General features: G+C 38.5%; 13 protein-coding genes and 1 tRNA gene. 13 read left to right on the top strand and 1 reads right to left on the bottom strand.

Going from position 1 to position 14,911, the window contains the following annotated elements; genetic code table 11:
* Positions 1–107: 107 nt before the first annotated feature.
* From CA2015_RS06400 to CA2015_RS06370, 6 genes are all read left to right on the top strand, one after another.
* The gene (locus CA2015_RS06400) at positions 108–1,472 is read left to right on the top strand and encodes a BT4734/BF3469 family protein (protein WP_048641161.1); all 1,365 of its coding nucleotides are present in this window, start codon (positions 108–110) and stop codon (positions 1,470–1,472) included.
* 107 nt (positions 1,473–1,579) lie between these two features.
* Positions 1,580–1,951, top strand: coding sequence for a hypothetical protein (locus CA2015_RS06395; RefSeq protein ID WP_048641160.1), 372 nt, complete (start codon positions 1,580–1,582; stop codon positions 1,949–1,951).
* A 10-nt stretch (positions 1,952–1,961) separates the two neighbouring features.
* The gene (locus CA2015_RS06390) at positions 1,962–2,246 is read left to right on the top strand and encodes a hypothetical protein (protein ID WP_048641159.1); all 285 of its coding nucleotides are present in this window, start codon (positions 1,962–1,964) and stop codon (positions 2,244–2,246) included.
* The gene (locus CA2015_RS06385) at positions 2,239–2,460 is read left to right on the top strand and encodes a hypothetical protein (RefSeq protein ID WP_048641158.1); all 222 of its coding nucleotides are present in this window, start codon (positions 2,239–2,241) and stop codon (positions 2,458–2,460) included. The genes CA2015_RS06390 and CA2015_RS06385 overlap by 8 nt, the downstream gene beginning before the upstream one ends.
* A 200-nt stretch (positions 2,461–2,660) precedes the next feature.
* Entirely contained in the window at positions 2,661–2,885 is a 225-nt protein-coding gene (locus tag CA2015_RS06375; protein WP_048641156.1) for a hypothetical protein, read from the top strand.
* An 8-nt stretch (positions 2,886–2,893) separates the two neighbouring features.
* On the top strand, positions 2,894–3,679 hold the full coding sequence (locus CA2015_RS06370) for an FISUMP domain-containing protein (protein ID WP_169786467.1): 786 nt from the start codon (positions 2,894–2,896) through the stop codon (positions 3,677–3,679).
* A 225-nt stretch (positions 3,680–3,904) separates the two neighbouring features.
* Here the strand turns inward: CA2015_RS06370 and CA2015_RS06365 are convergent.
* Positions 3,905–3,976 (bottom strand) — tRNA-Arg (locus CA2015_RS06365).
* A 235-nt stretch (positions 3,977–4,211) separates the two neighbouring features.
* Between CA2015_RS06365 and CA2015_RS06360 the strand changes: the two genes are divergently transcribed.
* The 7 genes from CA2015_RS06360 (at position 4,212) to CA2015_RS06330 (ending at position 14,895) form a co-directional block, all read left to right on the top strand.
* Positions 4,212–4,820, top strand: coding sequence for a 30S ribosomal protein S16 (locus tag CA2015_RS06360; protein ID WP_048641154.1), 609 nt, complete (start codon positions 4,212–4,214; stop codon positions 4,818–4,820).
* A 15-nt stretch (positions 4,821–4,835) separates the two neighbouring features.
* On the top strand, positions 4,836–5,366 hold the full coding sequence (rimM, locus tag CA2015_RS06355; RefSeq protein WP_048641153.1) for a ribosome maturation factor RimM: 531 nt from the start codon (positions 4,836–4,838) through the stop codon (positions 5,364–5,366).
* Positions 5,367–5,372: 6 nt separating this feature from the next.
* The gene (gene trmD / locus CA2015_RS06350) at positions 5,373–6,098 is read left to right on the top strand and encodes a tRNA (guanosine(37)-N1)-methyltransferase TrmD (protein WP_048641152.1); all 726 of its coding nucleotides are present in this window, start codon (positions 5,373–5,375) and stop codon (positions 6,096–6,098) included.
* A gap of 48 nt (positions 6,099–6,146) precedes the next feature.
* On the top strand, positions 6,147–6,515 hold the full coding sequence (gene rplS / locus CA2015_RS06345; RefSeq protein ID WP_048641151.1) for a 50S ribosomal protein L19: 369 nt from the start codon (positions 6,147–6,149) through the stop codon (positions 6,513–6,515).
* 347 nt (positions 6,516–6,862) lie between these two features.
* Positions 6,863–9,937 (top strand): SusC/RagA family TonB-linked outer membrane protein, encoded by a 3,075-nt coding sequence (locus CA2015_RS06340; protein WP_048641150.1) that lies wholly within the window; start codon positions 6,863–6,865, stop codon positions 9,935–9,937.
* A 20-nt stretch (positions 9,938–9,957) separates the two neighbouring features.
* Positions 9,958–11,466: a RagB/SusD family nutrient uptake outer membrane protein gene (locus CA2015_RS06335; RefSeq protein WP_048641149.1), complete on the top strand. Its 1,509-nt coding sequence runs from the start codon at positions 9,958–9,960 to the stop codon at positions 11,464–11,466.
* Between the two features lie 336 nt (positions 11,467–11,802).
* Complete coding sequence (locus CA2015_RS06330; RefSeq protein WP_048641148.1) at positions 11,803–14,895, top strand: SusC/RagA family TonB-linked outer membrane protein; 3,093 nt, start codon at positions 11,803–11,805, stop codon at positions 14,893–14,895.
* Positions 14,896–14,911: the final 16 nt, after the last annotated feature.

Below are 14,911 nucleotides of genomic sequence, written 5' to 3'. Positions count from 1 at the left end.
TTGGATGGCCATATAGGGTTATAACCAACTAACTAAGATAAAATTCTGACTTGGTTACTTGATTAAACAAGTTGCAGACCAAGTTACAAAGTTATAATGATAATGTCATGAAATCAATTTTAGATATAGAAGTCAGTTGTTTTGAAAATTACAATACCCCATCAAAACCGAAAACAGTCAATTTGTTGGGTTGGCTAAATTCAACTAAATACAAAAAGCGAGTTGATTTTATCAGGTCACAGGATGATAAGGGTAAAATGTATGAATTAAAAGCAAAACTGCCATGCATCACACCAAGTGGACTTTTTACATATCGAAGTCAAAACAAATTGGTGAAGCATTCAGGATTTATTCAGATTGACTTAGATCCTGAAACTAAAACAAAAATGAACCTTGAAATATCGAATTGGGATGACTTGAAACCCGAACTGTCAAAACTATCACAGATAGCATATTTAGGACTATCTGCATCAGGCCGGGGTTTTTGGGGCTTGATTCCTATTCCCCCGGAGCCAGAAAACCATAAGGATTACTTTGAATCACTGTTTGATATTTTCCTAAATACATGGGGGATCGAATTGGATGATAAGCCGAAAAGTATTGCATCATTAAGGGGTTATTCATACGATTTGAACGGTTATTTTAATCATGAGGCAAAACAGTTTACCATATTAAAAAAGCCTGTCACGGTTCCAGAAATCAACCCTGAAAGCAAGTTTGTTTCAAACAGGGGTGGAAAATCCCAGAGGTTAGAAAGCTGGATTTTATCTCGGATATCACAAGCCATGCCGGGAGATAGGCACGGTACACGGTTAAAATATGCACGGTTGGCAGGTGGGCTTATTGTAGGAGGGTATTTGCCCCCATCATTGGAGGAAAGCATAATTAGCAATTACTTAGCACAATATGGAAGCATAGACCCTGAGGCTGTCCAAAAGAAAGAAATTAAAGCAATCAGAGATGGGATAAAGGATGGGTTTAAATATCCGGTGGATCCTCCACCAATTAAATGTCTATTTGTGCCATTTTCTAACATAGAGGATTATTCAAAAAAGGCATTTAAGATTTGGCAAGGGAAAGATATATTTTATATCCCCAAGTCTACAGTATATGAAGTCATGGGAATTGGTTTTTATGTAACAGAATTTTATTTGAAAGCTGAAAGTAAGTCTCCACAATATCAGGGGGATGCATGGAAAGAATTTAATTATGATACTGGTTTTGTAAGCCAGATTCCTAAGTCGAAAACTTTAAATAATTACAGCTATGACAAGAGTAATGAATACAGAAGAATTGAAGAAAAGATTGAATCAACTAGATATAAGATTAGAAAAGTTATCCAAGATATTAGAAGAGAAAATAAAAGGGAATCAAGCCTTAAAGACAAAATTAGAGATTGTGAGATTCCAAGCCGAGCGATACTTAAAAACAAAGAACTTCTTAAAAAATACAGAGCAATAAACGGGTATTAATTAACTCAAAACCTAATAAAATTTCGTAAATTACGGCTAAAATACGGAGAGGAGTTAAGTTTTATAGTAAACCGTTAAATATTAATTTAATATAAATATATTCAAATATGAAAAAGATAATTTATTTAATGGTTTTACCTGTAATTCTTTTATCATGTAATAAACAAAAAACTGTAGAAATTACACCAACCTATTTTTTTCAAATGTACTCAGATAAAGATTCAAAGATTACTAAAGCTTTTGGTAGAGAATTTGGAGATACGCTTACTTTAAATAATAAATATGTTATTGATGATTCATCAGCTTATGTTTGGGCTTGGAAGACAACCGAAAAAATTCATTCTTCTAAAAATCCTAATAATGAAGATAATGTTTTATCTAGTGTTAATGAGTTCAAATTGTATGATGGGAATGGGGTAGATATTACTTATAGGGTTTCATTTGTGGGGATAGAGAATTACCCCAATCCAATTAAATAACCTAGTTAATATGGCAAAATTTGAAAAGGGAAATCCGGGTAGACCAAAGGGGGCTAAAAACAAAATTAATACCCAAATGAGGGACTTAATTCAAAAACTGTTTGATGACAACTATCAGGCTATACAAGAAGATTTGGAAGCCCTGGAGGCAAAAGACCGTTTAAAATTTCTTTCAGATTTGTTGCCGTACTTGTTGCCTAAACTGCAAACTACCACCCATAACCAGGAACTTAATTTTGATAGCATGACAGACGAGGAACTGGATATTTTAATAAACAGGATCGTTGATGAATAAAGAAGCAAAACAGGGCATTTTAATAGCTTTAAAAAAGGGGGGTATTGCTAAAGTGGAGGCAAGCCAATTACTTAAATCTAATGGCATAGTCCTTTTGGATTTAAGCCGTGCTCCAAAGAAGATTGACCCAATCGAGGCACTATTGGCAAAGGTGCCAGATTTGAAAAATCATTTTATTAGAATTGTTACTTTAGGTAATGGAAAAAGACCCTAATATTAATTTCAAAAAAGAAGTATTAAAGGCACTTCATAAGGGTATTATAAGCAAAGTGGAGGCGAAAGAATGTTTGAAGAGGGATTTTTTAAAACAGGAGATTCCTATTTTTTACATTCAGGAACCGAAAAAAAGTCCTCTATCTATTTACGTGGATGGCTTGGAAAAAATCGGTATCATTAATCCTTTAATTAGATTGGATGGCAGTTTCCCGGAATGATAAAGAGCAAATTGTAAAGGCCTATTTTGAGAAATCCATAGCAAAAAAGGAGGTGGAATCCTTACTTATCAATGGCAAGGCTATTGCCCCTAAAGAGTGGGTTTATTCAAATGAGGAGGAAAGAATCAAGCAAGAACAAAAAAGAGAATTGATAAGTAGGGTATTTGGTTACTCAATCTCAGAAATTGAATGGGTTATTGTTTAATTATCAATTTGGCTTATCAATTTGTTCAATGTACTAAATTAAAAAATCACAGCAAATTTATGGGAAGGCCTAAAGATTTAAAGAACGTTTTTTTAAAGGTTGTTAATAACTGTAAATACCTTGTAATACTTGTGTTTTTTTCTTGTCTAGCAGAGCCACCTAAAACTTCTGAGTATGGAGAGCTTTATGATTTTGATGGAAATAAGTACCTAACTATTAAGATTGGGAATCAAATTTGGATGGCTGAAAATTTGAAAACTACTTCTTTCTCTAATGGGGATCCAATCCAAGAATTAAGGTCAAATTCAGAATGGGGAAGACCTTTAAATGTTCCAGAAGTGATTAAGCCAGGGTGGAGTTATTACGAAAACGATCCTTTAAATAATGAATTTCACGGGAAATTTTACAATTGGTATGCCATTGCAGATCAAAGAAATTGTTGTCCAGATGGCTGGAGGATACCAACTAAGTTAGACTTTGATACAATGATGAGTTTTTTAGGAGATAAAAAAGAGGCTTTGAGGAAAATAAAGAAAGATGGTGATGTTTGGCCTAAATCGGACAAGGCTAATAATAAAAGTGGTTTTTCAGCTTATCCATCAGGTTACAGGAATAATGGGGGTGATTTTTATGATTTGGGGCGTATAACTGATTTTTGGGTATCAGATTCCTATATTAATTCTAATAATCAATCTGTAAAGCAAGGATTGATTATTTCTTCAGGTGTAGATGATTATGGGTATAATGGGTACTCCAAAGAATGGGGGCACTCAGTGAGATGTATAAAACATTGATTTTACCATTTCGATAATATTTTAAGAATAAGAATGGGATTTACTTAGTTACTTTGTTAAACCCCTATGCGCATCACTGACTAACTAAGTAAACTGAGGTTTTTTAAGCCCATAATAAATGAAGTGGCAAGGGATACACCCCCCCCTTTCTCCCTGTAGACTGCCCCCTAAACTGTCCCCCAAAAAACAAAAAACCCAAATACGAATTGTAAATGGGGTTTTTTGTGGCCTCGGCAAGAATCGAACTTGCATCTAAAGTTTAGGAAACTTCTATTCTATCCATTGAACTACGAGGCCTAGTATTATAAAATTCAAATAACTGCTTCTTTGTTATTGGCTAACAAGTGATTAAGCCATTTGAGCATGTTTTTGAAGACTTTCCCCCTCAAAAACACCGCAATTTAAACCATAATTTTGCTATTACGCAAATAAAATATAGTCTTATTCTTCTTTTTGATATTATTAGCTTATCTTTGCAGTCCAAAAAATAACGATGGACGGGTTCCATCAATTAACTAAAAGTCAATATAATATGGCAGTAAAAATCAGATTAGCACGTAGAGGTCGTAAAAAAATGGCCATCTATGATGTAGTAATTGCTGATGCTAGGGCTCCACGTGATGGACGCTTTATCGAGAAAATCGGGTCTTACAACCCAAATACTGATCCTGCATCCATAAACATCAACAACGACCGAGCGTTGAAATGGTTGATGAATGGTGCGCAACCTACCGATACTGTGAAAGCCATGCTTTCTTATCGTGGAGTCATGTTGAAAAAACACCTTCAAATTGGTGTTGTAAAGGGAGCAATTACCCAAGAGCAAGCGGATGAGAAATTCCAGGCTTGGTTAGATGGTAAAGAAAAAGCTATTTCTAGCAAGGTTGAGAAAATTCAGTCTGCTAAAGAAAGTGTTAAAAAGGCTGCATTGGAAGCAGAGACTGCTAAAAATCAAGCCCGTCTTGACGCGATCAAAGAAAGAGAAGATGCTGCAAAAGCTGCAGCTGATGCTGAAGCTAAAGCTGCTGAAGCCGCTGCCGCACCAGAAGCTCCTGAAGCAACTGATGCACCTGTAGCTGAAGCCCCTGCTGAAGGAGAAGCTCCTGCCGCTGGCGAAGATGCTCCTGAAGAAAAAGCATAAAACTGATCAAATACCATGAACAAAGACAATTGTTACCAATTGGGCCATATTGCCAAAGTTCATGGATTACATGGAGAGGTTTTGTTGGTTCTTGATGTTGATTATCCGGAAGATTACGAAGGTTTAGGACATGTTTTTGTAGAGAATGGAAACCGCTTGGTTCCATTTATTTTGGAGCACATGGTGCCCCAACCCAATAGCAGGTTTTTAGCCAAGTTTGAGGAGTTTAATCACATCGATCAGGTAAAACCCATGGTTGGTTCGGCTTTATACCTTCCATCAACAGCTCTTCCAAAACTTAAAGATGATCAGTATTATTTCCATGAATTAGTGGATTTCATGGTGGTCGACGAAGTGCTAGGCGAGTTGGGTCAAGTTAAGGTAATCTATGATATGGAGACCCAGGATTTGATCGGTATGGAATACAAGGGTAAAGAAGTACTTATCCCCATAAAGGACGGAATCATACAAAAAGTTGATAAGGCAGAAAAAAAAGTTTTCTGTCATTTGCCTGAGGGCTTGATTGACATTTACTTGGAAGATTGATAGGTGATGCACATTGATATCATAACGGTTTTACCCGGTCTCCTTGAAGGTCCCTTTTCACATTCAATTTTGAAAAGGGCCGAAGAAAAAGGATTGGCCAAGGTAGAAATACATGATTTAAGAGATTATGGTATTGGTAAGCAAAAGACCGTAGATGGTTATGCTTTTGGAGGTGGTGCTGGTATGGTCATGATGATCGAGCCCATTGCCAATTGTATCGAGTCCTTGAAGAAATTGAGGGATTACGATGAGATCATTTATATGACACCTGATGGTGAAACTTTCAATCAATCGACAGCCAATGCCTTGTCATTGAAAAAAAACCTAATTATTCTCTGTGGCCATTATAAAGGCGTAGATGAAAGAGTAAGGCAGATTTTCATTACCAAGGAGATTAGTATTGGTGATTTTGTGCTCTCGGGAGGTGAACTTCCTGCTGCACTTGTTACTGATGCCATAATCAGGTTGCTTCCAGGGGTTTTGAATGATGAGACTTCTGCCTTGACAGATTCTTTTCAGGATGGTCTTTTAGCACCTCCAGTATTTACTAGGCCAGCAGATTATGCTGGATGGAAAGTGCCAGAGGTTTTGCTGTCAGGACATGCTGCCAAGATAGAGTCATGGAGGTTTGATCAATCGGTACGTCGGACTCATGAAAGAAGGCCAGATTTAATGAATGATGGCATTTCTAAAGAGAGGGACGATAATAATATAGAACAAAACGATAATTAAGGGTGCTTACTAAGTATCCATAAAAGCGATAAGCAAAATAGTAAAGCAATGAGCGAACTACTTATTAAATTCGTAGAACAGGAGTACAAAGATGTGCGAAGTAAATTCCCATCTTTTAAGGCTGGTGATACCATCAACGTTCACGTGAAAATTACTGAAGGAGCTAAAGAAAGAGTTCAGCAGTTTCAAGGAACCGTTATCCAAAGAAAAAATATCAATACAAATGGCGAAACTTTTACCGTAAGGAAAATTTCGAATGGTATTGGTGTAGAAAGAATATTCCCAATTATTTCTCCAAGCATCGAAAAAATCGAAGTATTGAGAGAAGGTAAAGTAAGAAGAGCAAGATTGTTCTACTTGAGAGGAAGACATGGTAAATCTGCAAGGATTAAAGAAAAAATCAGGGTAAAAAAATAATTACCATCAGATTTATGAATGCATTAAGGGAGCCAATGGCTCCCTTTTTTTTTGTTTTGATCCAAAAAACTTTCTTTTAACCCGGATTATGTAATAGAATGTCTATTTCATATTTCGGGTTTAAATCCCTCGTAGAGAATCTTTTTGCAAAATACATGTTAATTAGTTGATGTCTACTTGTTTGTTTTTTGAAATAACTGTAGGGTGAAATTTAATGCTTTTAAACCAGTATCCGCTTATATAAAATTTTAACAAAACAGGATAGTGCAGGATAGTGATTCCTTTTATTTTGGGTTAATTTCAATACTATTAGTATTGTTTAATTATACAGTCAAACCAAAATAATCATGAAAAAAAGTTACTATTCGGTACAATTTAAGCTCCGAATGTTAATAACTATGCTGCTGATAATGGTGGTCATGCTGGGGTATTCCCGTCAGGCCAGCCAGATTTCAGGTAAAGTTGTTAGCGTGGAGGACAATGAGCCCCTTCCAGGGGTTTCTATTCTTGTAAAGGGCACTAGTCGAGGCACGGTTACCAATATTGACGGGGAATTTACAGTTCAGGCTGTTTCCGGAGATATCCTTACCGTAAGTTTTATAGGCTTTACAACCCAGGAGGTTCCTGTAAATGGGGGACAAACCAGCTATGAGATCTTAATGGAGTCATCTATGGGTGACCTTGGTGAGGTAGTGGTAGTTGGGTACGGTTCCCAGCGTAAGGCAGACATTACCTCCGCAGTATCCGTAATCAATATGGACAATATTGGAGAGGTGCCTACTACAAATGTTACCCGTTTGCTTCAAGGCCAGGCAGCAGGGGTGCAGGTTAGGCAGACTTCAGGTAGGCCAGGAGAAGAGATGGAAGTAACCATTCGTGGAATTGGTTCTTTAGGCGCAGGGAGTAAGCCCCTTTATGTAGTTGATGGCTTTCCTGTGGGAACTTCATTGGGACAAAACCTTAACCCTGCAGACATTGAAAGCATGACGGTGCTGAAAGATGCGGCATCTACAGCCATTTATGGTGCCAGAGGATCCAATGGTGTGATCCTGATCACTACAAAATCAGCAAAAGAGGGCGTGGTGAATCTTGATTTTGTGGTCAACCAAGGTATTCAGAATGTACCTGACAGTAGAAGAACAAAGATGATGAATGGGACAGAGTTTGCTCAGTTCAAGCATGATAGTTTTGTAGACAGAATCAGGTATTTCGAAAAAAGAGAGCCAGCGATTGAAGAAGTTCCGCTTGAATTCAGGTATCCTGAACAAAACACTGTCTCAACAGATTGGTTTGATGAAATATTAAATCAGAATGCTAAATTCCAAAGTTACAACGCCACCCTGTCCTCAGGAAAAGGAGGCATTCGCTCCCTGGTTTCTGTAGGTTATATCAACCAAGAAGGTGCGGTGATCGAAACGGGTTTTGAGCGTTTTAATGTCAGGGCAAACATAGGGGGTAAAGTTAATGATTTTATTACCATGGGATGGAACATCGCTGCCTCCCATTCCAATGAGGATTATGCCTCTACCGATGGAAGAAGTGCAATAATTGGAAAGGCCTTATGGGCGGATCCACGATATCCTGTTTACAATGAAGACGGAAGTTTCAATGATTATATTGGAGGAACAAATGGTGTCTTTGGTGCGGCCAATGTGGTGCAGGAGTTGCACGAAATGGAACGTAAACTATCAGAAAACAATGTCATGACCAATGGGTTTTTGGAATTTGCTTTTTTGAAAAACTTTAAGTTCAGAACTTCTGTAAACGCAATCTTAGAAAACAGTGATCAGAAAGAATTCAGACCGTCTACTTTGGCAGGTACAGGATTTAATCAAGCCCCACCAAGGGAAGCCACTTTGTACCAGAGAAGATTTGAAACCCTTAATATTGCAGCAGATCAATTATTGTCTTACAATAAGATTTTTGGAAACCACAGAGTGGAAGGACTACTTGGTTTTTCTGCTCAAGAAGAGACCTATAAGTTCTTGCAGGGGAATGGCAATGAATTCCCCAATGATCAAGTTAGGTTTTTGAGTGCTGCCATTAGGCAAACATCTACCTCTGGGGAAGCGGATTGGAGTTTGATGGCTTACTTTGCAAGGGCCAACTATTCTTTCAACGACAAGTACCTTTTTTCCGCATCTTTTAGAAGAGAAGGCAGTTCACGTTTTGGAGCAGACAATAAATGGGGGAATTTCCCTGCATTTTCAGCAGGATGGAGAATTTCTGAAGAATCCTTTATGCCGGAAACCCGCTGGATCACCGATATGAAATTGAGGGCTAGTTTTGGGGTTACTGGAAACAATGCCATTGGTAATTATTCTAGTTTATCAAATATGGGGATTTCAAATTACGTTTTGGGAGGAGCCATTGCCAACGGACAAATTCTTTCCAATTTCGCCAATGCCAATTTAGGTTGGGAACAATCCCAACAGACCGATATTGGTTTGGATTGGGCCATGTTTGATAACCGCTTGGTTTTGACGGCGGAGTATTACAATAGGTTGACCAATAATATGCTGCTTTCTGTAGAGATGCCTGTGATTTCAGGATTTACTCAATCTTTGGATAATGTTGGTAAAGTACGAAACAGAGGCCTTGAACTGGCTTTGGATTACAGAACCAAGTTCAATCAGGTCAACATAAGGTCCAATGTAAACCTTACCATCAATAGAAATAAAGTGTTGGAGATAAGAGGTGAAAATGATGAGATCTGGTCAGGTGGTTTTTATAGTACTTATAATGTGTCTCAGGTGGGAAAACCTTTGGCGATGCTACATGGCTTTAAAATGGTGGGTATTTTCAATACTGATGCGGAAATTGAAGCCTGGCCTAACCAAGATGGGGCAGTTCCAGGTACCTATAAGTATTTTGACGCCAATGGAGATGGGGTGATTTCCTATGACCAACAGGACATGATAGAAATAGGTAACCCGCATCCGGATTACATCCTTGGCTATACCCTAGGAGGTGATTTCAAAAACTTTGACTTTAACCTAATGTTCACCGGAGCCTTCAATTATGATGTTTTTAGAAACATAGAGGCCACTACAATGAACATGGATGGGGTGTTCAATATTCTGCAATCAGGTGTTAACCGTTGGAGGTCTGCAGAAAATCCTGGTGACGGCAGAGGGGCCACTACCAATACATGGAAATGGCAGCGCGAGTCAAATTCCAGGTATGTATATGATGCTACCCATGTGTGGTTAAGAAACATTACCCTCGGTTATACTATTCCGAAAAACCCAATACTTCCTAATGCAAGGGTGTTTTTTAGTGCAGAGAATCCTTTTCTGTTTACTTCATTCCCAGGAACCAATCCTGAAATCAACACAAGAGGTGGAATCAATATAGGCGTGGACGATGAAGCTTATCCAATGCCTAGAACATTCACTTTAGGCGCATCCATAAGATTCTAAATCATAAATTGACTAGAGACATGAAAAAGTATTTTAATATAACGATCCTTTGCATAGGCATTCTGCTGCTAGGCACATCCTGTGATGAAGAGTTTCTGAATAAAACAGACCCTACGGTTTTGGTGTCTGATAATTTTTACCAGACAGAAAAACAAGTCATACAGGCCATAAACGGTGTGTATGGACAGTTGAGAGGTTGGCACTTGAATCAATGGCAGTATACTGAGTTTATTTCAGACAATACTACCCTACATTTCAATCCTGGAAACAGAGGTAGCGGACCAAGCCTTGAGGCCTTGGAGTTTTGGCAATACAATCCTGCCACCTCTAACGTTACCAACTTGTACAACAGTACCTATGGGATAATGGTAAATGTCAATACCGGGCTAAGTAAACTGCCTGAATCCAATGCTACCGAGGCCATCAAATTGAGGTCTGAAGGTGAGCTGAAAATGATCAGGGCTTACCTTTACTTTCATCTGGTGCAGCATTTTGGTGATGTAATTGTTATTACCGAACCTGTGAAATCTCCTGCTGAAGCATTTGAGTACAACAGATCACCAGTTGAAACGGTATACCAACAGATTATCTCAGACCTTAATTTCGCCATAGGTGCTTTACCTGCCAATTATGGATCAGACGATATCGGTAGGGTAACAAAAGGTGCGGCTTTAAGTTTACTGGGTAAGGTTCACCTGACCAGAAAAAATTACTCTGCTGCGATAGAAACATTGAATCAGGTAACTTCCTTGGGTTACGATTTGCTGGATAATTATGAGGATATCTTTGATCCGCAGAATAAAAACCATCAGGAATCCATTTGGGATATTCAATACCAGGGCGACAATCAATACGGGGTCAACAGTAATTTTATCTATACATTTGCCCCGAGAGAATCCGGAGGAGCGGTCATTGATTTTCCAGGCCAGGATGGTGGTGGCTGGAACACGCCTACCAATGAGATCATTGCCTTGTACGAAGAAGGAGATTTGAGAAAAGATGTTTCTTTAAAGGAAGGTTATACCAATCTTCAAGGTGAATATGTTGGCGTACCATTTATCAATAAATTCAATCATCCACATACTATCAGAGGGGTAACCAATGACAATTGGCCTGTAATTAGGTATGCGGATGTGCTATTGATGCTTGCTGAGGCAATCAATGAAGTGGACGGTCCTACTGGAACTGCCTATAGCTACTTAAATGAGATCCGTGACAGAGCAGGGTTGGATCCTATCAATGGGTTAGGCAAGGATGAGTTTAGAGAAGTGCTTCTAAATGAGCGCAGGATTGAGCTGGCATTTGAGAACCACCGTTGGTTTGATTTGAAACGCACCAAATCTGCCAGTGCCTTAGTTACCATGCTTAATGCCTATGGACTAAGAGAGCGTGCAAATCCTACGACTTCCAGAGAGGGAATACCTTTTTCAAACAATGACTTTATTTTTGAGGCTCATGAGATTCTATTCCCTATACCACAGGATCAAATGAGAATAAATTCTTCATTGGTTCAAAATCCAGGTTATTAATTTTTTTCTTTTAATGAGCTTCAGAGGACTTAAGTTTTCTGAAGCTCATTCTTTTTTAAAATAGGCTGGCAGAATATAAAGTTATGTCCCTTGATATTATCCTGAATTGAATGTCGAAATATTTTATTTTTTCTTTTTATTCAAAATTAAATATTACTGCTCCTGATTTTTTTAAGATAACTACAATATACCGATCTGATTTGTAGGAGAAAGAGTGAAACTTTTCTTCAGCACAGTACAGGACAGTTTTAGAGAAAATTAGGGTTTTATTGTATTTGAAATCATCATTAAATCGATGAGAGAGTCAATTTCCCAAATCAATTTAACCTATTAATTATGAAAAAAAATTGTTACCAATTTTTGGATAGCAAGCAGCTATTTTCCCTTTTAGCTGCTATGTTATTGAGTTTCGCTTCTTATGCGCAAAGCACCGTTTCGGGTGTGGTACGCTCAGAAGGCGATAACGAAACAATACCGGGAGTGTCGGTATTGGTGAAAGGGACTACACGAGGAACAGTTACGGACCTCGATGGAAAGTTTCAGGTGGAAGCTGCCGCAGGAGAAGTCCTTTCGGTAAGTTATATCGGGTATGCGACCAAAGAAATCACTATTCAAGGTGGTCAAACGCAATATGATGTTACCCTAGCCTCTTCTGTGAGCGATTTGACAGAAGTTGTTGTGGTGGGTTATGGTAGTCAGTTGAAAAAAGAGATCACCGGTTCGGTGCAAACCATAGATGGTGATGATCTGATGGATATGCCAGTGTCTCAAATGGCTCAAAAGTTACAGGGGCAGTTGGCAGGTGTACAAATAAACCAAACTACAGGTAGACCAGGACAGGGAATGAACGTCCGTATCAGGGGGCAACTTTCTGTTTCTGCAGGTAGTGATCCCTTATATGTAGTGGATGGTTTCCCTATCACAGGAGATATTTCCACTTTGAACCCGGATGAAATTCAGGATATCACAATTTTGAAAGATGCTGCCTCTACTTCTCTTTACGGTTCTAGAGCTGCGAACGGTGTGGTTCTAATTACTACTAAAAGAGGTAAAGCAGGACAGTCTAGTGTTTCTCTAAATGTGTACACTGGTATTCAAAATGTACCACACTACAACCGTCTGGAAATGATGGATGCGGTTGAGTTTGCCCAGTTTAAAAAGGAGTATTATGAGGATGCTGGCAGACCTGTGCCGGACATGTTTCAAAATCCGTCTTCTTATGAAGGAAAAACCCAGGATTGGTATGACGCTTTGCTACAAACAGCGCCAATTTCTAATTACAACCTGACCATTAATTCCAATACAGAAAAAATGAGAACTTCTGTAGTGGCTGGTTATTTTGACCAAGAAGGTGTGGTATTGAACACGGATTATGAACGTTTTTCATTGAGGATTAACTCTGATTATACTGCTTCTGACAAGCTTACTATGGGATTCAATCTTGCCCCTCAATATGTAAGGGACAATACACCTAGAACAGATGGTTCAAGAGGTACAGGTATTTTGTTCAATGCTCTACATGCATGGCCAAATATGCCAATATATGATGATGAAGGTGAATTGACATATTACAATAGGTTCCCTGCTGAAACAGGTAATATATTTGCCTATCCGAACTATGTTCGTTCTGCTTTAGAGATCACCAATGAGACCAAGCAAACCAACTTGCTTTCAAATGCATATGTTCAGTATGAGCCTATTGAAGGATTATTTGTTAAATCTACCATCAATGCTGAAATAAGAAATAGCAAATATTTTTATTTCAACCCATCTACGGCCACTTCAGGAATCAACATTGCTATTCCAGCAGTTGCTTCTTCTGTAAGGGATCATTATGATAATTTTAGCTGGTTGAATGAAAATACGGTTACTTATAACAAATCTATCAATGACCATAACTTCCAGTTATTGGGAGGTTTTACTAACCAGAAATTCAGAAGAGAGAGAACAAGAGTTGCAGCAGATACCTATGCTGATGACAGGCTTCCTACCATTCAAGGTGCAATTAACATCAATAGAGGTGGTTCCGTTTCTGACGTACAGGAGTGGTCATTGACTTCATTCCTTTCTAGATTGACTTATAACTTTAAAGGCAAGTATTTGATGACTGCAGCCATAAGGGCTGATGGGTCCTCTCGATTTGGTTCTGAAAATCGTTGGGGTGTGTTCCCTTCAGTATCTGCTGGTTGGGTATTATCTGACGAAGGTTTCTTGAATACAAGTGACAAAGTTTCCTTTGCTAAACTTAGAGGTAGCTTTGGTGTTACTGGTAACAATAACATCGGTAATTATACCCAATATGCATTGGTTAGTAATACCGTAAACCATGTATTTGACAATACAGTGGTACCAGGGGCTGCCATTACCTCATTATCCAATCCTTTCCTAGGATGGGAAACAACCAGGCAATTTGATATAGGACTTGATTTAGGCTTGTTTGATGATCGTGTAACTTTCATTTATGATTATTACTCGAAAAACACCACCAATCTGTTGTACAATGTGCAGATTCCTCAGGAAGCAGGCTTTGGAAGCTTTACCGATAATATTGGTGAGATCAAATTCTGGGGTCATGAATTTTCTATCACTTCAAGAAATACCGAAGGAAGATTAATATGGACAACCAATGCCAATATCTCTTTCAATAGAAATAGGGTAGAAGCTTTGGCTGATGGTATAGACCGAGTATATGGTTCTTATCACATCACCCAGGTAGGACAGCCTTTCGGTCAATTTTACGGTCTGAGAAAGCTAGGTAATTATATGGATCAAGATGATTTAGATAATTCTCCTCAGGTTCCTGGACGGTCTACTGTAGGATCCATTAAACTAGAAGATATTAATGGTGATGGTATCATTACACGTGGAGGAGACAATGATGACAGAACAATCATAGGAAATCCTTTCCCTGACTTTACTTATGGTATTACCAATAACTTTAAGTACGGACAATGGGATTTGAATATCATTGCTTCCGGCTCACATGGCAATCAGTTGTACATGAGACACCTATATAGTACAGCCAATTTGGATGGAGTATTTAATATGGTTGCAAAAGCAACTGATCGTTTCCGCTCTCCTTCTGATCCGGGTGAAGGAATCTTCGGAACCACAGTAGGGGGTGGTAATGTGACAGGGATCGAAAGAGACTGGGCAAATAGCAATTTTGTTTATGATGCTTCTTTCTTTTCTATCAAAAACATTACGCTTGGTTATGACATCGGAAAAATTGCCAATGTTGTGAAAGGTGCCAGAGTGTATGCCTCAGTACAGAATGTGTATATCTTTACTCCTTACTGGGGAGGTCCTAACCCAGAAGTTAGTCAAGACAATGGAACAGGTGATGGAGGTAATCTAAGCCCAGGAGTTGACCTTACAGGTTACCCAATTCCTCGTACCTTCACTATCGGTGCAAACATTACATTCTAATCAGGCTTTTTACCTT

It is taken from the genome of Cyclobacterium amurskyense (genome assembly GCF_001050135.1).
GTDB classification, from domain to species: Bacteria; Bacteroidota; Bacteroidia; order Cytophagales; family Cyclobacteriaceae; genus Cyclobacterium; species Cyclobacterium amurskyense.
This window is presented reverse-complemented; position numbering and strand designations above follow the sequence as displayed.

Excerpts from the sequence above, each read along its gene's own strand:
- CA2015_RS06400 (WP_048641161.1), top strand. The coding sequence starts at position 108 with ATGAAATCAATTTTAGATATAGAAGTCAGTTGTTTTGAAAATTACAAT.
- CA2015_RS06395 (WP_048641160.1), top strand. The coding sequence starts at position 1,580 with ATGAAAAAGATAATTTATTTAATGGTTTTACCTGTAATTCTTTTATCA.
- CA2015_RS06390 (WP_048641159.1), top strand. The coding sequence starts at position 1,962 with ATGGCAAAATTTGAAAAGGGAAATCCGGGTAGACCAAAGGGGGCTAAA.
- CA2015_RS06385 (WP_048641158.1), top strand. The coding sequence starts at position 2,239 with ATGAATAAAGAAGCAAAACAGGGCATTTTAATAGCTTTAAAAAAGGGG.
- CA2015_RS06375 (WP_048641156.1), top strand. The coding sequence starts at position 2,661 with ATGGCAGTTTCCCGGAATGATAAAGAGCAAATTGTAAAGGCCTATTTT.
- CA2015_RS06360 (WP_048641154.1), top strand. The coding sequence starts at position 4,212 with ATGGCAGTAAAAATCAGATTAGCACGTAGAGGTCGTAAAAAAATGGCC.
- rimM (WP_048641153.1), top strand. The coding sequence starts at position 4,836 with ATGAACAAAGACAATTGTTACCAATTGGGCCATATTGCCAAAGTTCAT.
- trmD (WP_048641152.1), top strand. The coding sequence starts at position 5,373 with ATGCACATTGATATCATAACGGTTTTACCCGGTCTCCTTGAAGGTCCC.
- rplS (WP_048641151.1), top strand. The coding sequence starts at position 6,147 with ATGAGCGAACTACTTATTAAATTCGTAGAACAGGAGTACAAAGATGTG.
- CA2015_RS06340 (WP_048641150.1), top strand. The coding sequence starts at position 6,863 with ATGAAAAAAAGTTACTATTCGGTACAATTTAAGCTCCGAATGTTAATA.
- CA2015_RS06335 (WP_048641149.1), top strand. The coding sequence starts at position 9,958 with ATGAAAAAGTATTTTAATATAACGATCCTTTGCATAGGCATTCTGCTG.
- CA2015_RS06330 (WP_048641148.1), top strand. The coding sequence starts at position 11,803 with ATGAAAAAAAATTGTTACCAATTTTTGGATAGCAAGCAGCTATTTTCC.